The organism is Arthrobacter sp. JDC6, from assembly GCF_056484025.1.
The window spans coordinates 3,452,582-3,476,653 of record NZ_CM151278.1 but is presented as its reverse complement, the minus strand read 5'-3'; the positions used below and the strand labels follow the sequence as shown (position 1 = coordinate 3,476,653).

Below are 24,072 nucleotides of genomic sequence, written 5' to 3'. Positions count from 1 at the left end.
GCTGTTGGGTTGGGGAACTACGTGATGAGGCCGCGGTTGCGCAGCTCGGCCCATAGCTGGTCCGGGACTGCCTGCGATGCCAGATCGAGGTTTTGCTTCACCTGTTCGGGCGTCCGCATGCCCAGGACCACGCTTGTCACGGCGGGGTGCTGGTACGGGTACCTCAAGGCGGCGGCAGGGAGGGTGGTTCCATGCGACTCGCAGATGTCGGCCAGCAGGTTTGCCCGGTCTAAAAGCTGCGGGGGCGCGGGTTGGTAGTTGTAGGTGGCGTCGCGCGCCGGACGGTCTTTGGAGAGCAGGCCGGAGTTGAAGACTCCGACGTTCACTACTCCCACTTTCCGCTCAAGGCACGCCGGCAGCAGATCCGCTGCTGCTCCCTGCTCCAGCAGCGTGTACCGGCCCGCCAGCATGATCACATCGATGTCCGTTTCGGTGACGAAGCGGGCGAGCATTTCGGACTGGTTCATGCCTGCGCCCCAGGCACCGATGACGCCCTCATCCCTCAAGGCGGACAGGGTGGGTGCGGCACCGTCGACAGCCTCGCTCCAGTAGTCGTCCGGGTCGTGGATGAAGACGATGTCGATCCGGTCAGTCCCGAGCCGCTGGAGGCTTTCCTCGATGGAGCGCAACACCCCCTCGCGTGAGTAGTCGCGGACCCGGACCAGATCATCGGGCACGTCGAACCCCTCGGTGTCCTTACCGTTCGGGGATGGGTTGGGTCGCAGTCGGCGCCCCACTTTGGTGCTGAGCACGTAGCTGTTGCGGTCCTGGCCGGCGAGTGCTTTTCCAAGGCGGCGCTCCGAAAGTCCCAGCCCGTAGTGTGGGGCTGTGTCGAAGTACCGGACGCCACCCTCCCAGGCTGCTTCAACGGCGTCGATCGCCTCCTGCTCCTGCACCTGCCGGTACAGGTTGCCGATGGGGGCGCCCCCGAACCCGAGGACGGGCAGTTGGACTGCGGTGCCGGGGATGGTGCGGGTTTCTGTTTGCATGGTTAGTCCTTCTCCTCTTCCGGGTGTGCCGGACCCCGGACTGCCTTGAGTCCGTAAGCGCGAACTGCGGTTCCATGGGCGACGTTTTCGCGTTCGTAAGAGGAGGCGTCGGACATCGCCTGCTCCACAGTGAGAATCCAGTCCTGGTACGCGGCCGGCTCCGTTAGAGAGACCGGCCAGTCACTGCCGATCATGCACCGATCGGCCCCAAAAACGTTTAGGGCTTCCAGGATGAAGGGCAGCGCCTGCGGCCCAAGTGGACGCGTGGGGTCAGCTTCCGCGCCCGCCCCTGAAATCTTCACGACGACGTTGGGCAGCCTGGCCAATCGACGCATCGCTGTGCTCCATTCGCTGAGGCTGCCGGCTGCAATGGGTGGTTTGCCCATGTGGTCCAGCACTATGCGCAGTTCCGGTATCCGGGCAGCAAAAGCTGCAAGTTCCGAAAGCTGCCACGAGCGGACGCAGGCGTCGAAGGCAAACCCGGCCCTCCCTACATGGCGGCCTCCGGCCAGTGTTTCCGCCGTCAGCATGAAACCGGCCTCCCTGTCCTGGAACAGCTGGCGCACCCCGCGGACCAGGGGCCGCTGACACAGCTCCGCAAGGTCTTCGGACACGCCGTCCCCGCGGTTGATGGGGGCATAGGCCACAATCGCCGCCAGCTCCGGCCAGGTGGCCCGGAGGCTCGCCACCCAGTCAACTTCCTTCAGCGCCTGGTCATCACGGCAATCGGCCTGCACAAAGACAGCCTGCGTCCCGGGCGCGTGAGGAAGTTCCCGTGGAAGGAAGGGCCGGTTCAGGGAAGGGGCACGGTTCAACCAGTCATAACTGAGCACGGAAGGGTCCCAGACGTGGACGTGTGAGTCTATTACCTGAAGCAACTGTCAGCCCTCATGCCTGTCCGTCGGGCCGAACGCCGATGGTCAGGAGCAGGTTCGCGTAGTGCCGGGTGTCCCCACTGGCGATGACGACGGCGACGTTCGGCGACCGCGCGGCATCGTAGAAGTCGAAGCGCTGGTGCGAAGTGATGGGAATTGCGGTGCCCAGCGCTCGTTCGTAGCCTTTGACTGCCTCCGTCCAGTTTCCGTCCGGAGGCGTCATTACGGCGGCGGCTTCGAGCGGAACGGCGTCGATCAGCACCTCCAGTACCTGGTCAATGGTCAGCAGGCCGGGCCGCAGATTCAGGGCTATCCGCCTCGCGGCTGCAGGGGCGCCGGTGTTGTGCGGGTAGTTTGCGTCCGCCAGGAGGATCTGCGAGCCGTGGCCGGATTCAGCGAGGGCTGCGAGCAGGCCCGGGTGGGTAAGTGTGTAGTTGATCATGCCTGTTCCCCTACCCTTTCCCCGGTCCCTGCCCGAGCGAAGGCGACACCGCGCTCAGCGCGGGCCGATTCCCATGCCTGTTCGGCTTGGCCGGCGTCGGTGCCGGCCCAATAACTGCCCCGGGGAAAGGAATACGCCTGCAACGTCTGCTCCTTCAGTTCCGACGAGTACCCAGGGTTCGCCGGCATGATGTAGGCGCCGTCCCGGATGATGCACGGATCCACAAAGTGTTCGTGCAAGTGATCCACGAATTCGGTGACCCTGCCGGCCAGGTCTCCGGAGACGGCAATGAAGTCGAAGATGGACAGGTGCTGGACGAGTTCGCACAGACCTACCCCGCCGGCATGTGGGCACACCGGGACACCGAACTTGGCGGCCATCAACTGGACGGCCAGCACTTCGTTGACGCTGGCGAGCCGGCAGGCATCCAACTGGCAATAGTCGATCGCCCCGGCCTGGAAGAGCTGTTTGAAAAGGACGCGGTTCATGCCGTGCTCGCCGGTGGCCACCCCGATCGGTTGGACGGCCCTTCGGATCTCGGCGTGGCCCAGGACGTCATCCGGGCTGGTGGGTTCCTCGATCCACAGCGGATTGAATTCAGCCAGCTGCTTGATCCAGTCGATGGCCTGCGGAACATCCCATACCTGGTTTGCGTCGATCATGAGGTTGCCCTCTGGCCCGATGACTTCGCGGGCGATCCTGAGGCGGCGAATGTCGTCCTCGAGGGATGCGCCAACCTTGAGTTTGATGTGGCGGTAGCCCTGGTCCACGGCCTCCTGGCAGAGCCGCCGTAGCTTCTCGTCCGAGTAGCCCAGCCAACCGGCCGAGGTGGTGTAGCACGGGTAGCCGTCCCGGGCCAGCTGGTGGATGCGCTGATCCCGGGTGGGGTCGAGTCGTTCCAGAAGCGCCAGGGCTTCCTCCCGGGTGAGGGCGTCTGAAAGGTAGCTGAGGTCGGCCGCGTCCACGATCTGTTCGGCGGTCATGTCCACCAGGTAACGCCACAGGGGCTTTCCCGAGCGGCGGGCGGCAAGATCCCAGACGGCGTTCATCACGGCTCCGAGGGCAAGGTGCTCCACGCCTTTATCGGGCCCCAGCCAGCGAAGCTGGGAATCACGTTTCAGGCTTCGGTACGCCTCGCCAAGGTTGCCGCAAAGGACATCCAAGTCTTGGCCTATGAGGGGCCTGGCGCGCAGTTCCATCGCGGCGGAGCACACCTCATTGCCCCTGCCGATGGTAAAGGTGAAGCCGCAGCCATAAAGGTCCGGGTCGTCCGTTTTCAGCACGATGTACGCAGCGGAGTAGTCTGCGTCATGATTCATGGCATCTGAACCGTCTGCGGAAAGCGACGTGGGAAACCGCACGTCGAAAATATCGAAACCGGTGATTTGTGGCAAGGTGAGCCCTCCAGGTTCAGGCCGTGAAGACGGCGCTCCAGCAACATCGCGAGCGTCATCTGATGTATGTGGAAGTATTTGATGAGAATATCGGAAGAAGCATCCCTTTCCAAGGGATACATCTGATGAAAGTGAATTGTGCGTTCAGCGTCACTAGACGAAGCACTGGGAAAGGTGGCTGCGATGACCAAGAGCAACTCCACTGGGTCGATGTCCCAAACCGACGTCGTTATTTCGGGCGTGAAGCAGATGCTGTCGTCCCGCAGGCTTCGGCCCGGCGACCGGCTGCCCATTGAGAAGGACCTGGCAGCAGAGCTGCAGGTTTCCCGGGGTTCCCTTCGGGAGGGCGTGCGGGCATTGTCCACTATGGGCATTCTGGAGACGAGGCAGGGCGCCGGCACCTTCGTGACCAGGCTGGAGCCGTCGGCTTTGCTCTCCGCGATGGAATTCTGGGTGGGCCTGCAGGATGGAGAGCGGGCAAACCAGGTGCACACTGTGCGGCGGGCCCTTGAGACAGAGGCTGCTGCCGCGGCGGCGGTTTGTATCGAAAGCTCGCAACTCGACGAGGCCGAAAGCATATTGGAGCGGGCGAACGCGGCCATTCAAGCATCGCCCATAGACCATGCCGGCGCCATGCAGTGTGACATCGAATTCCATCGGCTCATCGCCCATGCCTCAAGGAATCACGTGCTGTCAGCGCTGATCGAAACCGTCTCCACCAACACCATCCGCGGCCGGATGTGGCGGTCCATTCATGACAATGAAGGCCTGCTGGCCACGCATCGGGAGCACTTGGGAATCCTGGAGGCGCTCAGGCGGAATGACGTGGACAGGGCCAGAACCCGCATGGCGAACCACCTGTACGCGGTGGAGGACTACGTGACAACCATTCCCGCTCCCGAGCTTGAGGAACAGACGTAGGATTCGTCAGACCTTGTATTGACTATTTCCGACAAATAGCCGGTTTAGGGTCGATCCAGGAATTTTGGAGTCAAAAAGATCAGATGATTCCTTGACTTTCCAAACTGGGGCGGGTCATGCTGTTGGGGACAAGGGTTGCGGGAATTACAGCGGGCAGGCCACGAGGACGTCGCCGGGCAGCCTTTGTCCCCAGCTATTGAAAGGACGTTCGTTGTGTCGACTAACCGTGTTACCGGCAAGCTGCTGACAGCTGCAGCGGTTGCAGCCCTGGCCGTCGGAAGCCTTACCGCCTGTGGTTCCGCAAGCGGGAGTTCATCATCGGGGGAGAGCAAGGAAGCCTCCGCCATGTACACCTGGATCACCAATGAAAACGACAGGGCCCAGTGGCAGGCCTTTGTGGACGCAGCCAAGAAAAAGGACCCTGCATTCAACCTCACTTTGGAGGGTCCGAGCTTCAACGATTACTGGACCAAGGTCAAGACCCGCCTCTCCAGTTCCGGAGCGCCGTGCATCATCACAACGCAGGCGGCTCGTGCCCAGGAGCTTAAGGACCTTACGGTGCCGCTGGACGACATGGTTAAGAGCAACAACATTGACGTGTCCATGTACAACAAGGCAATGATCGACGGCCTGACCGTTGATGGCTCGCTGCGGGGGATACCTTATGACGCCGAACCGGTGGTTCTTTACTACAACAAGGATCTCCTGGCCGCGGCCGGCGTGGCGCCGCCTACCACCAAATACACCACCAGCCAGTTCGCGGCCGACCTTAAGGCGCTGACAAAAGGCGGCGTGATGGGCCTCGCAGTGCCGCCGGGATTCGGCTCGGGCCCGGGGCTTCCCATGGCATTCGCCAACGGCAATGAACCGGTCAAGGATGGAAAGCTTGACCTCACCAACCAGGGCCTCGTCAACGACCAGCAGTTTGCCTTCGACCTTGTGGCAAAGGCGCAAGTCGCGAACCCGCCGCAGGCGTCGGACGGGACCGATGTGCCGGAGCAGCAGTTCATGAGCGGCAAGGCGGCGATGATCATCGACGGTCCCTGGATGTACGACACCCTGACCACCAAAACGCAGGGCAAGGTGGGCATCGCCGTCGTCCCTTCCACCTCGGGAGAGAGCATCGGCATGATCCAGGGGTCCGCGTTTGCCATCGCAGCGTCCTGTAAGGACAAAGAAGCTGCCTTCAAGAACATCATGAAGATCACCACCCCTGAGGTCATCGGCGCTGTTGGGGCCGCCCGTGGAACCGTTCCATCTGTTGAGTCCGCGGTGAAGGACTGGGCCGGGACCAAGCCGGCGGCTGACGTGGCAGTTGTCCAGGCCCTTCTGAAGAGCGGGCGTCCGCTGGTTACCACCCCTAGCTGGAACCAGGTGGAGACCAACTTCACGCAGTACTCCGGAGAAGGCTTCCGCGGCAGCAAGACCGCGCAGGAACTCCTCTCCACCATCATGAATTCAGCCAAGTAAACTCCCCGGGGGCAGGCTCCCGCACCGGAGCCTGTCCCCTTCATGGAACAGGTCAACGATGACTGCTTTACCCACACTTGCTGTCAAAGACGTGAAAAGGACCCCCGCCAGGGGCGGGCAGGGCCGGCTCGCAGCGGCTTACCTCGCTCCCGGGATGCTCGGGTTCCTGATTTTTATCGTGCTTCCGCTGGTGGCTTCGCTGGTCATCAGCCTGTTCGACTGGCCCTTGTTCGGGGCACCAAAATTCGTGGGGCTGGACAACTACGTTCGGCTGCTCACTGGTGACCCGGTGTTCTGGACGGTTCTGGGCAACACCCTCTTTTTTGCCGTCTCCTACACCGTGGTCAACCTGATCGCCGCCCTGGCTGTTGCCACCTGGCTTCACAACCTGGGCAGTTGGGGCCCGTTCTTCCGGGTGCTTTTCTTCATTCCGGTGGTGACCCCCATGGTCGCCAACGCGTTGGTTTGGCGCCTGATGCTGACCGATGACGGCGTCATCAACAGTTTTCTGGCCAACTTTGGCATTCACGGGCCTTCCTGGCTCAGTGACAGCCAGCTCGCCATGGGGTCGTTGATCGCAATGTCTGTCTGGCAGGGGATCGGCTACAACATCATCGTTCTCGGCGCAGGGCTCAGCGGCATCTCGCCGAATTTGCTTGAGGCCGCCCGCATCGATGGGGCAGGAGCCTGGCAGCGGTTCTTCCGGGTGGTGCTGCCGATGCTGTCGCCGTCGCTCTTCTTCTGCACGGTCATGACCATCATCGGCTCTTTCAAGGTATTTACCCAGCCTTACCTGCTGACACTCGGCGGGCCGGGCGATTCCACCAACACGATCGTTCTGTACCTCTACCGCAACGGTTTCTCCTTTGACAAGCTCGGCTACGCGTCGGCACTCGCTTGGGCGTTGTTCGTCATCGTCATGCTCATCACCGCACTGCAGTTCTCGCAGCAAAAGAGGCTGGTCAACTATGACAACTGAAACTCTCGCCCAACCGGAAAACGACAAGGGCCTCGCGCACCGTCGGCACGCAACAGCGTCGCGGAAGAAGAGGCGGGCCGGCCGCCTCGTCAGCCGCATCGGCGTTGTCCTGGTCGGCGCTGCGTTCTTCTTCCCGTTCCTCTGGATGTTCGCCACATCGCTGAAGCCCACCTCCGAAATATTCTCCACCGGTGCCAGCTTCCTTGCCTCCCGCGTGGAGTGGTCGAACTACCAAACAGTGTGGACCGCTATTCCCTTCGGACGGGTCATCATCAACAGCTTCTTGGTGGCCGTCTCCGGAGCGGTGCTGACAACGGTCGTGTCATTGCTGTCCGCCTACGCTTTTGCCCGGCTGCAGTTCAGGCACCGGGAGAAGTTGTTCCTCGTTTTCCTTGGCACGCTGGTGCTGCCCCAGGAAGTCCTGGTAATTCCGCTCTACATCATGATGGCAAAGCTGGACATGATTAACTCCCTGCCGGCGCTCATCGTCCCTTTTGCTTTCGGTGCCTTCGGTGCCTTCCTGATCCGACAGTTCCTGCTGTCCCTGCCCGTTGAGTTTGAAGAGGCAGCCCGTATCGACGGAGCAGGTTCGATCAGGATCCTGTGGAGCGTGATCCTTCCGCTTGTCCGTGCGCCGCTGGCCGTGGTGGCTGTCTTCAGTTTCATCGATTACTGGAGCAGTTTCCTGTGGCCGCTGATCGTCATCAACGACGTCTCGCAGGCAACCATTCCACTGGGGCTCTCCATGTTCTCCGGTGAACGCGGAACGGACTGGGGACCGCTCATGGCGGCCGCTACTTTGGCGGTGATTCCCAGCCTGCTCGTCGTCATCCTCCTGCAGCGCCAGCTCGTGAAAGGCGTCAGCATGGGCGGCTTCGGCGGCCGCTGAGCACCGCCCTGACCCCTGGAATTCCCAAAATCAACCATCTGGAAATTGGAGTGCATTATGACTGACAGCACAGCTATGCCTGAAGACTGGAACAAATTGGCCAGGCCCGTGCCGGAGTGGTTCCAGAACGCGCCGTTCGGCATCTTCATCCACTGGGGCGCCTACTCCGTTCCCGCCTGGGCCGAACCCATCGGCGCCCTGGGCACCATCGAGGACCGCGAGTGGTTTACCCACAACCCTTATGCGGAGTGGTACTACAACACCATCCGCATTGACGGCAGTCCTGCCCAACAGCACCACCGGGACGTGTTCGGAGGCGAGGACTACGACGCCTTCCTGGACCAGTGGAAAGCAGAACAGTTCGATCCGGGGGACTGGGTGGAGCTGTTCAAATTCGCCGGTGCCGATTACGTGGTGCCCACCACGAAGCACCATGACGGCATCGCGCTCTGGGACGCTCCGGGAACAGGCGAACGGAACACGGTCCACCGCGGACCGCGCAGGGACCTGATCGGCGAAATCGCCCGGGCCGTGGGTGACAAGGGCCTGAAGCTGGGCCTGTACTATTCCGGCGGACTGGATTGGCATGTACGCCCCTTCCCGCCGCACGTCACCAGCGAAAGCGTCCACGACACTTCCCGCCCCAAGGACGCCGGCTACGCCGAATACGCCTACAACCACGTGGTGGACCTGGTGGACAAGTATCGTCCAGACGTCCTGTGGAACGACATCGAATGGCCCGACGCCGGCAAGCACTTTGGCGAGTACGGGCTCGGCCGGCTGTTCGAGCACTTCTACTCGATCAGTCCGCAAGGCGTGGTGAACGACCGGTGGGGCGCCACCCACAAGGACTATGCCACCAGCGAGTACGAAGCGGCCAGGGAGAACGAGTCCGAATCCGAGTGGGAGAACTGCAGGGGCATCGGATTCTCCTTCGGCTACAACCAGGTGGAAGGACCGGAGCAGTCGCTGACCGGCCAGCAGTTGGCCCGCCAGCTCACGGACGTGGTCTCCCGCGGTGGCCACTTCCTGCTGAACGTGGGACCGCGGGCGGACGGCACCATTCCTGAGATCCAGCGCCAGGCCTTGACCGATCTTGGCCACTGGATGGCTTCCGCCAAGCAGTACCTCGTGGGTGCCCGTCCGCTTCAGGATGGAACCGTGGCAAGCAGCGACGACCCCTGGATCCGCTGGGTTGACCGCGGAACGGAAGCCGTGGCCTTCGTTGACTTGCTAGGCGGGGGAACGGAAGCCGCCTTGAAGCTGGACGCGGGCAGGTTCTCATTGTCACAAGCGTCAGCGGCGGGTGACGGCGGAACGGTCGAGGCCACCGTGGATGGACTCAAAGTCACCCTGTCGCCTGACCGAACCGGGCCGGCCATCGTCCGCGTCCCCAAGGCATAGTCCCGGAAGTGCATCGACGGCGGCGGGCAGCACCCGCCGCCGTCGTGCGTTACCTCAAAATCAATGGCTTAGGTGTACATCAGCGAGCCGGGCGTAGTGAGTTTTTCGCCGGTTTCCAGCCATGTCTTGAGACCGGAGAGGATCATCGGCCAGCCGCCGTAAAGCTGTTCGTTGGCGCCTTCGCGCAGGTCGCTGTGGGTGACGGTGAGGTGGCAGGAATCGCCCACCGGTTCGATCTCCCAGGTGATGGTGGACGTGCCCTCGGCCTTGACGTCCTCGCCCCACAGGGCGCGCATGGTCTGGACCAGGCGGCGCGGCGGGTCCACCTCCAGGTTTTCGCCTTCGCCGAGGGCCTCCCCGGCCTTCGGGTTGCCCATCACGAAGCGTCCGCCCGGTGACCAGTCGGAATCGATGGTGTTGCCGAACTGGTACTTGCTGCGGATGTCGCTGTCCGTGATGGCTTCCCAGAGCCGTTCGGGCGTGGTCTTGATGTAGATCTCGAAGATTTTTTCCATGGGACTTTCCAATCTGGATTTGAGGTCGCTGAGGGCAGCGGCCCATGGTTCTGCGTATTTGCTGACCCAGCGGTCGTGGACCAGGCGGATGGGGACAGGATTGAGGAAGTGCAGCTTTTCCCGCCCCCGACGGCGGGTCACCACCAGGCCTGCGTCCTCCAGGATGCGGAGGTGCTTGGCGATCCCGAACCGGCTCATGCTGAACCGGGCTTCAAGGGCGCTCAGGGTTTGGCCGTCCTCGCGGTAGAGCTCATCGAGCAGGTCCCGGCGGGTGGGGTCGGAGAGTGCCTTGAACACGTCGTCCATGACAGCAATGATATGTGACCTAATGGTCACCTATCAAGGGGTCTTGCCTGCCTCAGTTGCGGGAGGCAAGGTTCCGGTCCCGCTCCTCGAACACTTCCTCACCGGGCCCGGTGAACGCGCGCGACCTCTCCACTGCCTCGATGGAGCCGGTGAACAGCTGCGATTCGTGCGGGTCCGCCGGGGGACGGGCACCGGCGGCCGGGGGCGACCCCAGCCCGCGCAGTGGTGCCCTGCGCCGTGCGGCCGTGCCGCCGTCGTCCGCTGCCTGCTCCCAACGCTGGTGCGGCAGGGCCTCCGGATGGTTCTGCTGCAGGAACATGACCATGGTTTCCCGGACCAGGCAGCGCAGGTCGAAGAGCGCGGCACTGTCCGCCGCGCTGACCAGGATCCGGACGCGGACAAAGCCGCCGGTGGCGTCGGTGATCTGCAGGACGCCCACGCGCTCGTCCCAGAGCTCGGAATCCGCCAGGACGCGGCGCAGTTCGGTGCGCATGTCCTCCACGGGGGCGCGCCAGTCCAGGTCGAACTCCACGGTGCCCATGACCTCGGACTGGCGGCGGGTCCAGTTCTCGAAGGGCGTGGTGGTGAAGTAGGTGGACGGCAGGATGAGCCGCCGGTCGTCCCAGAGGTGCACCACCACGTAGGTGAGGGTGATCTCCTCGATCCGGCCCCATTCCTTCTGCACCACCACCACGTCGTCCACGCGGATGGCATCGGTGAACGCCAGCTGCATGCCGGCAAAGACGTTCACCAGCGACGTCTGCGCGGCGAGGCCCGCAACGATGGAAATCACCCCGGCGGACGCCAGCAGCCCCGCGCCCAGCGCCTGGATGGCGGGGAAGGTCAGCATCGCGGTGCCGACGGCGAGCACCACCACCAGTGCCACGGCAATGCGCCGTGCCAGGATCATCTGCGTGCGCAGGCGCCGTGCCCGCCGGTTGTCCGCCACGTCCACGCTGTGCCGGTTCAGCACCACGGCTTCCACGATGAGCAGCACCGCGACGGCGAGCCAGGCGACCGCGCCGATGAGGGCGATCAGCAGGAGATGGTCGACGCCGGCGTGCCAGCTTTCGTTGTTGGCCGTGAGCCTGAGGGCAGCACGGACGCCCACCAGGCACAGTGCCAGCCGCAAGGGCTGGCGGGCCACCCGGGAGGTTGCCTGCAGCTCGGGCCGGTTCCGGTTCAGATGGAGGACCACCTTGCGGAGCAGCCAGGACAGGACCAGTCCGGCGGCCACCGCCACGGCGACGGCAAGGAAGGGCATGGCGCGGTTAAGTAGGTCTGGCATCCGTTAACCACTACCAACTTCGGCGGCAGGACCGAAATCGCGCCGGCGCCTTGGCGTGCCCCGCTTATGGCCCCAGCGGCAGCAGGAGCAAGGCAACGAGTGCCGGGACGGTGGCCGCGAGGGTTCCCGGCACACTCTCCCATTTACTTGGGTAGTGGCCCTGGATGTCGGCGAGCAGCATGGCGGGGGCGGTGAGGACCATGTTGGCGCAGCAGTAGACCACCAGTGTGTAGCCCACCACGAGCTGCCCGGAGTTGGCGGCAACCACTCCGGCGATCACCCCCAGCGCAATCACCAGGTTCCTGTAACCGGTGGGGATGGCCCACATCATCACTGCACGCACATTTTCCGGCGGCGTACTCAGGAACTTCTGAGCCCACCGGTGACGGCGGAGGAGGAAGCTCTCCACTGGAAACACGACGATGTAGATGGCTGCGGCGAGTACCGCGAAGACCTGCGCTGCGGCGTTCATGCTTGCAGCGTAGGGCTGCGCCTGCGGGCTGCTCCATCCCCGGATTGGGGGATCTTGGACGCCCACGCCGACGCTGGCGCCCGCGCTCGTACCGGAAGGCCGTTTGGCACGTGTTCATCTCCCCACCACGTGGGTAGCCTTGGGCCCATGCAGAAGATATCGATTGACGCGCTGGCCCGGCAGCAGCTCGAAGCAGCCATCGGCTCCCCGAACGGAAGGGCTGCGGACACGGTGTACGGGGGCCACGAAAAGATCCTCCGGCAGACGGTCATGGCGATGACCGCGGGAACGCAGCTGAGTGAGCACCAGAATCCGGGCGACGCCACGGTGTTCGTGATCCGGGGCTGCGTCAGCCTCCGCGCCGGCGGGGAATCCTGGCAGGGCAAGTCCGGCGACCTGCTGATCGTCCCGCCCGGTCTGCACAGCCTTCACGCAGAGGAGGACTCCACCTTCCTGTTCACGGTGGCCAAGCACCGGGACTGACCCCGGGTCAGGCCGGGTCCTTGACGGTGTCCTTCACCGGCCGGGGCTCCAGCCAGATGCGTTCACGGGGGCCCGGTGGGTAGGCGTAGCGCTTACCGGCAAGGGTGATCACCAGGGCGGCAACCACAGGAATCGCCGCCGCCGCCGGGACCAGCAGCGGGCCGCCAACCACCAGGGCCGCGGAGCCGTAAAGTGCCCCGACGGTGATGCCCAGCTGGATGGTCAGGACGGTGAGCCCGTTCGCGGCCTCACTGTATTCGCCGCCGGCCCGGAGGATCGCCGACTGGTTGTAAATGCCGATCGCGCCCAGGCCGGCTCCCCAAATGGTCATCAGCACCAGGGCCGCGGGCAGGTTCCCCACGGCGAGGGGCAGGAGGAACATCGATGCTGCGATGGCCGCCGGCGTGATGAGCAGCGAGCGGCGGGGACGCGAGTCCACGGTGAGTCCAGCGATCCAAATACCCAGCAGTCCGGACCCGCCCAGCACCGTGAGCGAGAGGCTGATGGCGTAGTCCGGCAGGGCCGCCTCGCGGATGAACGGCGCGATATAGGTGAACAGCGCGAAGTGGGCCAGGACCAGCAGCGGCCAGGCGGTGGCCACCGACTTCACGCCGGGCTGGCCGATGGCCCTGCGCAGTGACGGCCGGACCGAATCGGTAATGCGCCGGACGCGGGGAAGCAGCCAGAACGCCAGCACGGTCAGGACCACGCCGAACCCGGCGAGCACCAGGAACGCTGCGCGCCAGCCCAGGAATACGCCCAGGGCCGTACCCACCGGAGCGCCGATGGCCAGGCCCAGGCTGTTGCCGCTGAACACGATGGCCAAGGCCTTGCCCACCTTGTCCGCCGGGACCACGCGGGATACGAACGGCGCCATGGTGGTCCACAGCAGCCCATGCGCCAGCCCGCCCACCAAACGCGCGATCATCGCGGCGGTGAAATCCGGTGCGAGTCCCACCATCGCGTTGCTGAGCGCGAAGGTCAGGACCAGCCCAACCAGCAGGGCGTGGCGGGGAATCTTCCCCAGCAACCGGGCGGCCGGAACCACCGTGACAACAATGACGGCGGCGTAGGCGGCGGCAAGGTAGCCGGCCACCGGCTCGGACACTCCCAGGCCGGTGCTGATCTGGGGCAGCAGGCCGGACGGCAGGAGTTCAGTGGTGATGGCCGTAAAAGCGATGGTGGCGAGGACCACCATCGCGGCATACGGAAAACGGGCAGGTTCCGGCGCAGGGATCGCGGAAGACATGGGGGAAGCGTCCATTCAAGGGGGAGGGTGTGGAATGCGGCGCTGCTCGCCTGACAATTCCTCCCTTAAATTTACCGGATCGAAGGGTCTGTCACAGACATGACACGTTGTCCGGATCGTGCTCCCGCTCCTGCCGTGCGGGACCCGCTGCCAGGCTCCCCGAACCGGGTCCCCGGCCGTGGTCCCCGGCCGTGATCCCCGAACCGTGATTCCGGTCGGGAAGTCCTACCTGCGGCCGAAATCGGTGTCCGTGTACGACCCGGCCGGCCGGACGCACTGCCTTGGCAGGTACAGGTGCCCTGCACTTCGATGCGCACCGCCGTCGGCCGCGCGGCGTCCAGGTGCAGGGTCACGGGCTCATGGTCCGCAGCGGCGACGCGCAGGAGTGATTCTTCGGGGGAGATGGCAGACATCGCTGTCCTTTCGGAAGGGGGTCGTTTTAGGGGGATTGTTCAGGAGGATTGTTTCGGGGGGGGGTAAGCCGGGGTCGTGCCGCCCGGGACGAAGTGCCGAATCAGCGGCCGGCTGATTCGCTGGCCTGCAGGGTTTGGTTAAGGCGTGTGTCCAGCAATCCTGCCGCGACCGCCGGTGCCAGCCCGGGGGCCAGCGGAAGGCGGGGGACCACCAGGCAGTGCCACAGGTGGTAGATGTCCGCCTTGCCTGACCATACGGTGGAGGAGACATTGCCGTTCTCGTCGAGTTCCTGCTTCCAGGACCCATGCTCGTAGTCGATGAACCAGTCACGGGCATGGTCCCAGATCCGCTCATACCAGTCCGCGTACTTCTGGTCCCCCGTGGCGATATAGAGGGCTGCCGCACCCCCGATTGCCTCGGCGGGCACCCAGCGGATGCGGGTGGTGACCACCGGCTTGCCCTCCCAGTCAACGGTGTACACAAAGCCGGGGTGGCCGTCCGGTTCCCAGGCGTCGCGGATGGCGGCGTCAAACAGGCCGCGCGCATCGTCGAGCAGCCAGGCCGGGACGTCCAGGCCGCGGGCTTCGAGCCCGGCACGGAGGTGGAGGAGCAGGCGCGCCCACTCAACCCAGTGGCCTGGGGTGCCGCCGTACGCCCGGAACTGGCTGGCCCGGTCATCGGTGTTGTACTCGGGCATGGGGTTCCACTCCGGGTCGAAGTGCTCGAACACCCGGTAGTTGTTGTTGCGGGCAAAGTTGTGGATGAGCACTTCGGCGATGTGCAGGGCCCGTTCGAGCCAGCGGTTCTCCCCGGTCACATCGGCCACAATGAGGTATGCCTCCACGGAATGCATGCTCGCGTTTCCGCCACGGTATGCCTCGGTTTCCGTGAATTCCCGGTTCCACGAGTCGAAACACATGTTGGCCTGGTGGTCCCAGAATTTGGTGTCAGCCACCCGGAGCGCCTCGTCCAGCAATTCGCGGGCCCCTGGCCGCCCTGCGGCGACGGCACTGGCAGCGGCGAGGAGCACGAAGGAATGCTGGTAGCCGGACTTCGTATCGTTCACGGGGCCGTTCGCGTCCACCTCGGCGTACCAGCCGCCGAACTCATCGTCGTGGAGGGGGCCGTTGAGCGCAGCGATGCCGTGGTCCACAAGGAGCGCGGCACCCGGCCTGCCCATCAGCGCGGCGACGGCGAAACTGTGCGTCATCCGGGCGGTGATCCACAGATGGGTGGGCTTGTCGGCGAACACCTTGCCGTAGTTGTCCAGCCAGCCGAATCCGGTGGGGACCTTGGAGGCCTCGGCAAAGCGGACCAGCCGGTCCGTCTCCACCTCAAGCCATCGTGCGTGGGCGGCACTGTCGAGCCACGTCATGTTAATTCCTCTCTCTGGTGCTGGTGCAGGTGAAAATGTCGGATCAGGCGACGGCATCGGATATGCCGCGGATGATGGTGGCGGCCGCGCCCAGGTAGGCCAGGACGATCAGCAGTATCTGCGCGGCGCGGGTGGGGACGTGCTTGGCGGCGAGGTCGCCGAGAACCAGGCCGGCCAGGCAGGCGACGGCGACGGCGAGCCACATCGCCAGGGGCATCACGGGGAACGTCTGGGGCGCGGTGATCGCCTTGGAGATGAGCGAGAAGACGCCGATGGTGAAGAAGTACGGTTGCATCGTGGCCGCGAAGGACTTGTGCTGCCACCGGGTGGCGATGGAATACATGCTGACGGCTGGACCGCCCACTCCTGCCGCTGTGTTCATGAACCCGCTCAGGCTGCCGGCGGTGAGCAGGTACCGCCGGCGCGCCGGCAGCGTGGCGGACTTCAGGGCCAGCAGGATGGTCAGTCCGGCGGCGAGGATCACCCCGATGGAAATTTCCAGGACCGCCGCCGGGACCAGCCGGATCAGGAATGCGGCCGGGACAATGCCGAGCAGCGCCGAGGCCGCGAGCATCAGGTACCGCTTCCAGTCGATGTCCCGCACCACCCGGAAGATGATGGCGCCCGCCGTCACGGCGCCGCACACATTCACCAGCACTACTCCTTCCACCGGGCCCAGGAGCAGGACCAGGAAGGGCGCGGCCACCAGGGCGAAGCCCATCCCGGTGATCCGCTGCATCCCGGCGCCCATGACGACGGCGCCCAGCACCAGTCCGGTGGTCAGCACTTACGGCCGCCAGGCCACGTACTGGACCTCCTCGAACTCTTCGAGGCCCAGGCTTGATCCTTCCCGGCCCAGGCCCGACTGCTTGGCGCCGCCCATGGGAGCGAAAGCAACGGAGGGCAGGGGATCGTTGACGCCCACGATGCCGGCTTCGAGGCGTTCGGGAATGTCCCAGCCGCGCTTGGCGCTGCTGGTCCACACGTAGGCAGCCAGGCCCATCTCGGTGGCGTTCGCCTTCCTGATGGCGTCCTCGTCGGAGGAGAAGGTGACGACGCCGGCCGCCGGGCCAAAGACTTCCTCGGTCACCAGGCGTGCGTCGTCCGGGACGTCCGCCAGCAGGGTGGGTGCCAGGAAGGACCCCTTGGCCGGGACGTCGGTGCGCTGGGTGACCTGCCGGGCGCCCCGGCTGAGTGCGTCGTCCACCAGGGACTGAACCGCGGCCACCCTTTCGGCGTCGATAACGGGACCGAGCTCCGGAACCGGTGCGCCGCCGTCGGGAACGCCGTGGCCGATGCTCATCGCATCAAAGCGGGCGCCCAGCCTCTGTGCAAACTCTTCCGCGATGCCCTCCTGGACCAGGAACCGGTTGGCGGCAACGCAGGACTGGCCCGTGTTGCGGAGCCGGCCCAGGACGGCACCGTCGACGGCGGCGTCCAAATCGGCGTCCTCGAACACGATGAAGGGTGCGTTGCCGCCCAGCTCCAGCAGTGGCCGGACCACCCGTTCCGAGGCTGAGGCCATGATCTGCCGGCCCACGCCGGTGGATCCGGTGAAACTGACGGCCCTGACCGCGGGGTGGGACATCAGGGCGGCGGTGATGTCACGGGAGGGGCCGTGGACCACGTTGACCACGCCGGCGGGGAAGCCGGCGTCGTGCAGGACTTCGAACAGTCCCGTGGCAGCCAGCGGCGCCTTCTCAGACACCCGGCCCACCACCGTGCAGCCTGCGGCCAGCATCGCGGCGAGCTTCCGCGCCTGGATGGAGACCGGGAAGTTCCAGGGGGTGAGGCTGAGCGCTACTCCGATGGGTTTGCGCAGGCTCAGATGGCGGCGGCCACGCAGTTCAGGCGGGCTGACGGTGCCGGTGGCCCGGCGCGCCTCCTCCGCGAACCAGCGGAAGTACTCCACGGAGAAGTCCACCTCCCCCTGCGCTTCGGGAAGCCGTTTGCCGGCTTCGAGTGCCAGGGTGTGGGCCAGTTCGTCGCGGCGTTCTGCCAGGAGGTCGGCGGCGTTGCGGAGCAGGTCTGCCCGGTGGCGGACGGTGGAGCCGGACCAGGAATTGAAGGCCTCCGCGGCGGCGCCGGCGGCCTTGGTGGCATCGTCGGCCGTGCCCCAGGCCACCTCTCCCACGGTGGTGCCGTTGCCCGGGTCAATCACGTCCTTGGCGGTTCCGGAGGTGTGCCAGGTGCCGTTAATGAGGTGCCGGGCGGATTTGAGGTTCATGGATTGTGCCTTTCGTAGGGCTGGGAAAAGATTCGGCAGTTCCGGGCGGCCGCCAAAGCCGGGCCCGGGGCCTGGTTCCTTATCCCTTGCTCGCACCGGCGGTGATGCCGGCGACAAAGTAGCGCTGCAGGAAGACGTAGGCGATGACGACGGGCAGGGATGCCAGGATCACGCCGGCGAACAGCAGCGGGTAGTTGGTTTGGAACTCGCCCTGGAAGCTCAGCAGAGCCAGCGGCAGGGTGCGGTTGCCGGGGGACTGGATGAACAGCAGCGGGTACAGCAACTCGTTCCAGTGGATGACGAACAGGAAGATGGCGGCTGCGGCGATGGAGGGCGCCGAGAGCGGCAGGGCGATGGAGAAGTAGGTCTTCCACGGTCCGCTGCCGTCGATGGAGCTGGCCTCGTAGAGTTCCTTGGGCAGGGTCCGCATGAACCCGCCCAGGATGAACACGGCGATGGGCAGCGTGGAGACCACGTTGGCCACGACCAGGCCGGCCAGGTTGTCCAGCAGGCCAAGCCGGCCGAAGAGCACATAGAGCGGCACCATGTTGGCCTGCGCCGGGATGGCCATGCCCAGGACCAGGAACCCGAAGATGGCCCAGGCCATAAATCCCTTCAGCCGGGACACGGCGTAGCCGGCCAGGCTGGCAAGGAACAGGGTGAGCGGCACGGAGATACCCGTGACGATCGCGCTGTTCATGAAGGATGAGCCCAGGTTCTGGCCGCCCACCACTTCCGCGAAGTTGTCGGCGGAGAGGGAGTGCGGCAGGCTGAATGGCCCGGCGAACAGTTCCTGCGTGGACTTGAAACTGCCGAACGCCACCACGGTCAGTGGAACGATGATGATGACCGCATAGATGGCCAGGATGGCGCGGCGGCTTAGTGAGGCGAGCATGCTGCTATTCCCCCTTCGGGGTCAGCCGGAGCAGTCGGCGCTGAAGCCAGGTGACCAGGGCGATCATCGCCATGAAGATGATCGACTGGGCGGCGGCGTAGCCGAACTCCGAGTTGGCAAAGGTGCTGTAAATGCGGGTGGACAGGATGTCCAGGGCAGCCTTGGGCGGGTTGCCCGCGATACCGAGGATCAGGTCGAATGCCTTGAACGACTGGACGGTGGTGTAGGCCACCACAATGGACGTGGCCGGGGCCACGAATGGCCAGGTGATGGACTTGAACTGCTGCCACTTGTTGGCGCCGTCCATTTCGGCTGCTTCGTAGAGTTCCCTGGGGATGGCCTGCAGCCCCGCGATATAGACCACCATCATCTGGCCGGAATGGAACCACACCTGGGTGACAGCAACCCAGTAGAGGGCCTGGGCGTCATTGCCGAGGTAGGCCCCGCCGTCCACCCCCACGGTTCTGAGGACCGAGTTGGCCAGGCCGAAATTGGGGTCGTAGATGAACTTCCAGATGAAGGCCACGGACACCGAAGACAGGATGGTGGGGAAGAAGAACAGGGCGCGGAGCAGGATGCGGCCGCGTGAGTTCCGGGTGAGGAGCAGTGCCAGGACCAGCGAGAACGCCGTTTGGGCGATGACCACCAGCAGCACGAACTTCAGGTTGTTGGTCAGGGCATTGGTGAACAGCGAGTCCTTGGTGAACGCACGGATGAAGTTGTCCAGGCCCACGTAGTTGAAGGCCGCCGAGAAGCCGTTCCAGTCCGTGATGGCGTACTGGAAGGCCTGCAGCGTGGGCATCACCAGGAAGAAGGCGACGACGGCGACGGCGGGCAGTGGGAAGAGGTACAGTGCCGGATTCACCCGGGTGGGGGAGCGGCGGCGCACCTTGGGGGCGTTGGCGGAGGTTTGGCTCTCCGGCGCCTTGCCCTTGGCTGCGGTTCCGGGATGGATGCTCATAGCCGTTCATCAACAATCTTCTGGGCGGCGGCGGCTGCCTGTTCCGGGCTGGTGCCGGAGATGACGGCCGTGGCACTGGCCTCCACCGCATTGCGGACGTCGAGGTTCTGGAACTGGAAGCGGGCTGCGAGCGCCGTCTTCTTCTGCAGCCAGGGGCTCAGCCGCTTCAGGTCCGGGTTGGTGTACTCCACCTTGTCCACGGACACGTGCTGGGCGGTCTGGTTGGCGTAGTAGCCGGCGTTTTCGGGCTCGGAGAGGAAATCGATCCAGGCTGCCGCGGCGGCCTGGTTCTTGCTGGCCGAGTTGACGCCGAGGATGAACGTGGCGTTGTAGGCGCCCTCGTATTTGCCGTTGCCGTCGGAAGTGGTGTTGGGGAACACCAGGTCGATGGGGAACTTGGCGCCGAGTCCCCGCACGGCGGCGATGTGGTAGGAGCCGGTGGCCAGCATGGCGGCCTTGCCCTGGGAGAACAGGTTCTGGGCCGGTTCCACGGCGGTGCCGGTGGCGTTGGGCTGAACGAAGGGCTTCAGGTCCTTGTACTGGTTGAGCATCTTGATGAACCAGTCGTCGGTGCACTTGAGCTTGCCCTGTTCGATTTGGGCGCACATGTCGTCAACGGGGGCGTTGTTGGCAATCATGCAGTTGAACAGCTGTCCGCCGTTTCCGACATCGCCGCCCGGCCAGGAGATGGGGATGACACCGGCGGAGGCCAGCTTCTCGCACATGCCCAGGAACGCATCCCAGTTCTTGGGGGCGATCTCCGCACCGGCCTTGTCAAAGAGATCCACGTTGGCCATGGGCATGGGAAACACCACCTGGTAGGGCAGGCCCAGTTGGCTGTCGCCGTTCCGGCCCGCGGACAGCAGCCCCTTCTGGTAGTTGCCCACCGCCTTGCTGTCCTTGAGCTCGGTGTAGATGCCGGCTTCGGTGAAGTTCTTGAACTGGGCGCCGCGGAAGGTGGCAAAAGCGTCGCCGATCGAGCCGCCGCGCAGCTTCTGGAGGGCCTGGGCGTTGTAGTCGTTGGAGGTGGAGATGTCCTGGGCAACCTCCACGCCGTTGTGCTGGGCGGCGAAGCGCTTGATGAGTTCGTCGAACACGGCCTTGTCCTCGCCGCGCCAGTGGGCGAACGACACCCTGCCGGTCACGGCGCCGGTGGAGGGTGCCGCCGGTCCGGTGGCACCGCCGGGTTTGGTGGAACCGCCGGGCCCGGCGCACGCTGCCGCAGCGGCGCCGAAGCCCATGGCTCCCAGAAGGGCGACTGCCTGCCTGCGTGAAATCTGACTCACAATAATCTCCTCGTTGAGTGTTTGGTGTGCCTTGTTTGCTTACTGCGGAAAGGGTGTGCCCCGGTCAGGACGTTGGTGCGCGCCACTTATGGCTACGCGTGCGTCCTCTGCGCGGAGACGACGTCGTCAACGACGGCACAGAGGCGCTGCAGCCGGCGGACGGCGTCGGTGGAGAGGGATTCGACGACGTCGGGGGCACCGATGCAGGATGCCCAGACGGCGCGTCCGGAGAGGAAGCCGCTGGCGCCTTCCAGGCAGGCCCACCGAACGGCATCCGGGAAGACGTCCTCGGGGACGCCGGAGGACAGGACCACCCACGGGCCGTCGATGGCCTTGGTCAGTTCGGCGCAGGCGGCGCGGACCTGGTCTTCGGGGGCTTGGCCGTGGAAGGGGACCTCCGCTTTGTAGAGGTCGGCGCCCAGGCTTCCGAGTTCCTTGGCTGCGGCCAGGATGCCGGCATCCCAGTCAAAGTCGCCGCCGGCCAGGGGCTTGCGGGAGACGGGCTCGATGATGCTGATTAGTCCGGCGGACCGGCAGCTTTCCACGAATTCACGGACCATGGCCACACGGCCTTCGGCGGGCTCGTCCGGGCGGTAGAGGACCAGCAGCTTGAGGGCCTTCACCCCCAGGGCCGCGTACTTCTGCGGATCCACCAGCCGGTCGATGGTGACCTCGCCAACGAGCTCGCCGTGGGCGGATTCGAAGTGGTCGGCGGAGGCGATGAGCCCGCAGTTGGGGTCCACGACGCCGGCTTCGATGGCCTGGTCCAGGGCGAACTGACGGTCGATCAGGATGCCGGAGGCGTACGGGGTCAGGATCCGGGCCGCTTCAAGCTTGAAGTCGCGCAGGTCCTGGTCCGTGACGGGCTGGTCGGTGTGTTCGGCGAACATGTTCCGCATGGCTTCGCGCTGGTCCACGGCCAGCATGGCGAAGGCGCCTGAGGGGCGCTGGAGCGGGGAGAGGTCGGTATGGCTCATGGGGTGGCTTCTTTCGGTGGTCAGTTGGACGCTGGGACAAGATTGACGGTTTGGTGCGGGATGGCGGACCGGCCGTCCAGTCCGCCGCAGGAGGCGGAGGCGGTGCGCCCGGCGAATACGGCGGCTTCCACCAGTGGAAGTCCGGCAGCGACGGCGGCGAGCAGGGCGCCGTGGTAGACGTCGCCGGCACCGAGGGTGGACACGATGGTGGCGGGCGTGGCCGGGACGTGGACGGGTTCGGCGCCGCGTTCCAAAACCCAGGCACCTTCGGAGCCGGCGGTGGCGACGACGGCGGAGGCGCCGTCGTCAATTGCCTTCCGGAGCAGCGACTCAGGGGAGAGGTCCTCGCCGTATTCTGCGCGGAGCCTTTCGATGGTGGGGACGTACAGGGCCACGCCGCGGGGGCTGAAGGCGGGGATGGGGTTGCCGGCGTCCACGCTGATGGCCAGGCCGGCCGGCCGCGCGGGGGCATTGGCCACCGCGTTCCAGCCCAGGTGGTCCGTGTGGACCCAGGCCGCTGACTGGAGCAGTTCGGAGAAGCGGCTGTCCCCGGGGAAGCTGACCGGCGGGACCGGACGGGTGACGATGGCCCGGCTTTCGGTGGCCCTGCTGACCACGATCACGCTGGCACCGGTCTTGACGCCGGCGTCGCGGATCACGGCGGAGGTGTCCACGCCTTCTGCCTGAAGGCCGCTGACGATGCGGTCCCCTTCTTCGTCGGTTCCCAGGACGCCGGCAAAGGCCGTCCTGGCTCCGGCGCGGGCGGCCGCTACGGCTGCCGTGGCGGCGGGTCCGCCGCCCGCCGTGGCAAAGTCCGTGGCGACGGTGCGGCTGTCCGCGGCAGGGTAATCCTGCACCAGGGCGATGGCGTCAAGAGTGGCGCAGCCTACGAAGAGCAGGGTTCCGGTTGACGGTTGGGGCACGTTCCACCTCGTTGTAGTTCCGGCTGATACTGAAGAAATATACACATAGCATGTTGGAAAAACAACACTTTCTGTATAGTTGTGTTTGGGATGCAACGCCGCGGTCCCGCCCACTCAACGTAGAGAAACGGAGCAGCTCATGTCATTGCCTACTGCGGAATCGGTCCGGACCATCCGGTATGGCCTCATTGGAGCGGGCCATATGGCACGCGAACACGTCCGGAACCTTGCCCTGATCCCGGGAAGCCGCATCACCGCAGTCTCGGATCCCACACCCTCTTCACTGGAAGAGACGGTGAAGGAGATCGGCCATGAGGTGCGGACTTTCCCTTCCCACCAGGAGTTGCTGGCCTCGGGCCTGGTGGACGCGCTGGTGATCGCCAGCCCCAACGACACCCACCTGGGCATCCTCAAGGACATCTTCGCCAGCGGCACCAACCTTCCGGTCCTCGTGGAGAAGCCCGTGTGCACCACGGCGGAGCAGGCGGACGAACTGGAGGCGCTGGCCGGCAGCTACCCGGCCCCGGTGTGGGTGGCCATGGAATACCGGTACATGCCGCCGGTCCAGGAGATCATCCAGGCGGCGCATGGCGGCAAGCTGGGCAACATCCACATGCTCTCCATCGTGGAGCACCGCTTTCCGTTCCTGCACAAGGTGGATGCGTGGAACCGCTTTGCGGAACGGACCGGCGGGACGCTGGTGGAAAAGTGCTGCCACTTCTTCGACCTGATGCGCCTGATCCTGCAGGACGAGCCCGTACGCGTCTTCGCCAGCGGCGGCCACGACGTGAACCACATGGATGAGGTCTACGACGGCCGGGTGTCGGACATGCTGGACAACGCCTATGTGATCGTCGATTTCAAGGGCGGCCGCCGCGCCATGCTGGAGCTGTCCATGTTCGCCGAGGGATCCAAGTTCCAGGAACGCATCTCCATTGTTGGGGATGCTGCCAAGATTGAAACCCTCATCCCGGTGGCCGCCAACCACTGGATTCCCGGTGACCACGCTGAAGCGACGGTTGAATTCAGCCCACGGTCCCCGCTGGGTCCCGAAAAGCACGAGGTTCCGGTGGATGAGGCTGTCCTGGCGGCCGGCGCGCACCACGGCTCCACCTACTATGAGCACCAGGGCTTCCGGAAGGCCATCCTGGGCGAGGGACCGGTGGAAGTCACCGTTGCGGACGGACTGCAGTCCGTACGCATGGGCCTGGCCGCCGAACGCTCTATTACGGAAGGACGCCCCGTTGGGCTTGGCAATGCCGCCCTCGGGGTACGTTCATAAGAAGATACATGTTGGAATTGCAACATCCCGCCAGGCTCCTGCCCGGCGCACGGGGG

General features: G+C 65.0%; 23 protein-coding genes. 7 read left to right on the top strand and 16 right to left on the bottom strand.

All coding sequences use genetic code 11. The features are described 5' to 3' along the window. Window positions 1-17: 17 nt before the first annotated feature. From ACV095_RS16105 to ACV095_RS16090, 4 genes are read right to left on the bottom strand one after another with little or no spacing between them, the layout of a single operon-like run. Complete coding sequence (locus ACV095_RS16105) at window positions 18-989, bottom strand: aldo/keto reductase (RefSeq protein ID WP_478222278.1); 972 nt, start codon at window positions 987-989, stop codon at window positions 18-20. 2 nt (window positions 990-991) lie between these two features. Next, the gene (locus ACV095_RS16100; RefSeq protein ID WP_478222277.1) at window positions 992-1,822 is read right to left on the bottom strand and encodes an amidohydrolase family protein; all 831 of its coding nucleotides are present in this window, start codon (window positions 1,820-1,822) and stop codon (window positions 992-994) included. Between the two features lie 55 nt (window positions 1,823-1,877). Next, window positions 1,878-2,306, bottom strand: a complete 429-nt coding sequence (locus ACV095_RS16095) for an RbsD/FucU family protein (protein WP_134165909.1) — start codon at window positions 2,304-2,306, stop codon at window positions 1,878-1,880. Continuing rightward, window positions 2,303-3,700, bottom strand: coding sequence for an L-fuconate dehydratase (locus tag ACV095_RS16090; RefSeq protein WP_018771367.1), 1,398 nt, complete (start codon window positions 3,698-3,700; stop codon window positions 2,303-2,305). Before ACV095_RS16090 ends, ACV095_RS16095 begins: the two co-directional genes overlap by 4 nt. Before the next feature lie 183 nt (window positions 3,701-3,883). Between ACV095_RS16090 and ACV095_RS16085 the strand changes: the two genes are divergently transcribed. The 5 genes from ACV095_RS16085 to ACV095_RS16065 all read left to right on the top strand — a co-directional run bounded on the left by ACV095_RS16085 (window position 3,884) and on the right by ACV095_RS16065 (window position 9,363). Continuing rightward, window positions 3,884-4,621: an FCD domain-containing protein gene (locus tag ACV095_RS16085; RefSeq protein WP_134165911.1), complete on the top strand. Its 738-nt coding sequence runs from the start codon at window positions 3,884-3,886 to the stop codon at window positions 4,619-4,621. A 213-nt stretch (window positions 4,622-4,834) separates the two neighbouring features. Continuing rightward, window positions 4,835-6,091, top strand: coding sequence for an ABC transporter substrate-binding protein (locus ACV095_RS16080; protein ID WP_134165913.1), 1,257 nt, complete (start codon window positions 4,835-4,837; stop codon window positions 6,089-6,091). A 154-nt stretch (window positions 6,092-6,245) separates the two neighbouring features. Further along, entirely contained in the window at window positions 6,246-7,070 is an 825-nt protein-coding gene (locus ACV095_RS16075) for a carbohydrate ABC transporter permease (RefSeq protein WP_018771364.1), read from the top strand. Next, a complete protein-coding gene (locus tag ACV095_RS16070; protein WP_478222276.1) occupies window positions 7,060-7,959 on the top strand; it encodes a carbohydrate ABC transporter permease in 900 nt (299 codons plus the stop codon). The genes ACV095_RS16075 and ACV095_RS16070 overlap by 11 nt, the downstream gene beginning before the upstream one ends. Window positions 7,960-8,016: 57 nt before the next feature. After that, the gene (locus ACV095_RS16065) at window positions 8,017-9,363 is read left to right on the top strand and encodes an alpha-L-fucosidase (protein ID WP_056389382.1); all 1,347 of its coding nucleotides are present in this window, start codon (window positions 8,017-8,019) and stop codon (window positions 9,361-9,363) included. A gap of 68 nt (window positions 9,364-9,431) precedes the next feature. Here ACV095_RS16065 and ACV095_RS16060 read toward each other — a convergent pair whose 3' ends face one another. From ACV095_RS16060 to ACV095_RS16050, 3 genes are all read right to left on the bottom strand, one after another. Further along, window positions 9,432-10,184 (bottom strand): ArsR/SmtB family transcription factor, encoded by a 753-nt coding sequence (locus tag ACV095_RS16060; protein WP_056389385.1) that lies wholly within the window; start codon window positions 10,182-10,184, stop codon window positions 9,432-9,434. A 52-nt stretch (window positions 10,185-10,236) separates the two neighbouring features. Then, window positions 10,237-11,448: a mechanosensitive ion channel family protein gene (locus ACV095_RS16055; RefSeq protein WP_018771360.1), complete on the bottom strand. Its 1,212-nt coding sequence runs from the start codon at window positions 11,446-11,448 to the stop codon at window positions 10,237-10,239. 88 nt (window positions 11,449-11,536) lie between these two features. Beyond that, entirely contained in the window at window positions 11,537-11,944 is a 408-nt protein-coding gene (locus tag ACV095_RS16050; protein WP_134165915.1) for a DUF1304 family protein, read from the bottom strand. A gap of 147 nt (window positions 11,945-12,091) precedes the next feature. On the opposite strand from ACV095_RS16050, the gene ACV095_RS16045 reads away from it, so the two are divergent. Beyond that, complete coding sequence (locus ACV095_RS16045) at window positions 12,092-12,427, top strand: cupin domain-containing protein (RefSeq protein ID WP_018771358.1); 336 nt, start codon at window positions 12,092-12,094, stop codon at window positions 12,425-12,427. A gap of 7 nt (window positions 12,428-12,434) precedes the next feature. On the opposite strand, the gene ACV095_RS16040 is transcribed toward ACV095_RS16045, so the two are convergent. From ACV095_RS16040 to ACV095_RS16000, 9 genes are all read right to left on the bottom strand, one after another. Then, a complete protein-coding gene (locus tag ACV095_RS16040) occupies window positions 12,435-13,676 on the bottom strand; it encodes an MFS transporter (protein WP_478222275.1) in 1,242 nt (413 codons plus the stop codon). Between the two features lie 514 nt (window positions 13,677-14,190). After that, window positions 14,191-15,465: an AGE family epimerase/isomerase gene (locus ACV095_RS16035; protein ID WP_134165923.1), complete on the bottom strand. Its 1,275-nt coding sequence runs from the start codon at window positions 15,463-15,465 to the stop codon at window positions 14,191-14,193. Window positions 15,466-15,508: 43 nt separating this feature from the next. Then, window positions 15,509-16,252, bottom strand: coding sequence for a sulfite exporter TauE/SafE family protein (locus tag ACV095_RS16030; RefSeq protein WP_018771354.1), 744 nt, complete (start codon window positions 16,250-16,252; stop codon window positions 15,509-15,511). Further along, on the bottom strand, window positions 16,253-17,692 hold the full coding sequence (locus tag ACV095_RS16025) for an NAD-dependent succinate-semialdehyde dehydrogenase (protein ID WP_478222274.1): 1,440 nt from the start codon (window positions 17,690-17,692) through the stop codon (window positions 16,253-16,255). 79 nt (window positions 17,693-17,771) lie between these two features. Continuing rightward, the gene (locus tag ACV095_RS16020) at window positions 17,772-18,587 is read right to left on the bottom strand and encodes a carbohydrate ABC transporter permease (protein ID WP_018771352.1); all 816 of its coding nucleotides are present in this window, start codon (window positions 18,585-18,587) and stop codon (window positions 17,772-17,774) included. A gap of 4 nt (window positions 18,588-18,591) precedes the next feature. Continuing rightward, the gene (locus tag ACV095_RS16015; protein ID WP_478222273.1) at window positions 18,592-19,548 is read right to left on the bottom strand and encodes a carbohydrate ABC transporter permease; all 957 of its coding nucleotides are present in this window, start codon (window positions 19,546-19,548) and stop codon (window positions 18,592-18,594) included. Next, the gene (locus ACV095_RS16010; protein WP_134165929.1) at window positions 19,545-20,834 is read right to left on the bottom strand and encodes an ABC transporter substrate-binding protein; all 1,290 of its coding nucleotides are present in this window, start codon (window positions 20,832-20,834) and stop codon (window positions 19,545-19,547) included. Before ACV095_RS16010 ends, ACV095_RS16015 begins: the two co-directional genes overlap by 4 nt. 92 nt (window positions 20,835-20,926) lie before the next feature. Further along, window positions 20,927-21,811, bottom strand: coding sequence for an aldolase (locus tag ACV095_RS16005; RefSeq protein WP_018771349.1), 885 nt, complete (start codon window positions 21,809-21,811; stop codon window positions 20,927-20,929). Window positions 21,812-21,831: 20 nt separating this feature from the next. Next, on the bottom strand, window positions 21,832-22,734 hold the full coding sequence (locus tag ACV095_RS16000) for a PfkB family carbohydrate kinase (RefSeq protein ID WP_018771348.1): 903 nt from the start codon (window positions 22,732-22,734) through the stop codon (window positions 21,832-21,834). Between the two features lie 139 nt (window positions 22,735-22,873). Here ACV095_RS16000 and ACV095_RS15995 point away from each other — a divergent pair, with 139 nt between their 5' ends. Next, window positions 22,874-24,016, top strand: coding sequence for a Gfo/Idh/MocA family protein (locus ACV095_RS15995; protein WP_478222272.1), 1,143 nt, complete (start codon window positions 22,874-22,876; stop codon window positions 24,014-24,016). Window positions 24,017-24,072: the final 56 nt, after the last annotated feature.

What these genes read in the sequence shown, in the direction of transcription:
- ACV095_RS16065 (WP_056389382.1), top strand. Translation starts at nt 8,017, where the DNA reads ATGACTGACAGCACAGCTATGCCTGAAGACTGGAACAAATTGGCCAGG.
- ACV095_RS16020 (WP_018771352.1), bottom strand. Translation starts at nt 18,587, where the DNA reads ATGCTCGCCTCACTAAGCCGCCGCGCCATCCTGGCCATCTATGCGGTC.
- ACV095_RS16075 (WP_018771364.1), top strand. Translation starts at nt 6,246, where the DNA reads ATGCTCGGGTTCCTGATTTTTATCGTGCTTCCGCTGGTGGCTTCGCTG.
- ACV095_RS16070 (WP_478222276.1), top strand. Translation starts at nt 7,060, where the DNA reads ATGACAACTGAAACTCTCGCCCAACCGGAAAACGACAAGGGCCTCGCG.
- ACV095_RS16045 (WP_018771358.1), top strand. Translation starts at nt 12,092, where the DNA reads ATGCAGAAGATATCGATTGACGCGCTGGCCCGGCAGCAGCTCGAAGCA.
- ACV095_RS16025 (WP_478222274.1), bottom strand. Translation starts at nt 17,692, where the DNA reads ATGAACCTCAAATCCGCCCGGCACCTCATTAACGGCACCTGGCACACC.
- ACV095_RS16040 (WP_478222275.1), bottom strand. Translation starts at nt 13,676, where the DNA reads ATGTCTTCCGCGATCCCTGCGCCGGAACCTGCCCGTTTTCCGTATGCC.
- ACV095_RS16095 (WP_134165909.1), bottom strand. Translation starts at nt 2,306, where the DNA reads ATGATCAACTACACACTTACCCACCCGGGCCTGCTCGCAGCCCTCGCT.
- ACV095_RS16055 (WP_018771360.1), bottom strand. Translation starts at nt 11,448, where the DNA reads ATGCCCTTCCTTGCCGTCGCCGTGGCGGTGGCCGCCGGACTGGTCCTG.
- ACV095_RS16085 (WP_134165911.1), top strand. Translation starts at nt 3,884, where the DNA reads ATGACCAAGAGCAACTCCACTGGGTCGATGTCCCAAACCGACGTCGTT.
- ACV095_RS16035 (WP_134165923.1), bottom strand. Translation starts at nt 15,465, where the DNA reads ATGACGTGGCTCGACAGTGCCGCCCACGCACGATGGCTTGAGGTGGAG.
- ACV095_RS16015 (WP_478222273.1), bottom strand. Translation starts at nt 19,548, where the DNA reads ATGAGCATCCATCCCGGAACCGCAGCCAAGGGCAAGGCGCCGGAGAGC.
- ACV095_RS15995 (WP_478222272.1), top strand. Translation starts at nt 22,874, where the DNA reads ATGTCATTGCCTACTGCGGAATCGGTCCGGACCATCCGGTATGGCCTC.
- ACV095_RS16105 (WP_478222278.1), bottom strand. Translation starts at nt 989, where the DNA reads ATGCAAACAGAAACCCGCACCATCCCCGGCACCGCAGTCCAACTGCCC.
- ACV095_RS16050 (WP_134165915.1), bottom strand. Translation starts at nt 11,944, where the DNA reads ATGAACGCCGCAGCGCAGGTCTTCGCGGTACTCGCCGCAGCCATCTAC.
- ACV095_RS16060 (WP_056389385.1), bottom strand. Translation starts at nt 10,184, where the DNA reads ATGGACGACGTGTTCAAGGCACTCTCCGACCCCACCCGCCGGGACCTG.
- ACV095_RS16005 (WP_018771349.1), bottom strand. Translation starts at nt 21,811, where the DNA reads ATGAGCCATACCGACCTCTCCCCGCTCCAGCGCCCCTCAGGCGCCTTC.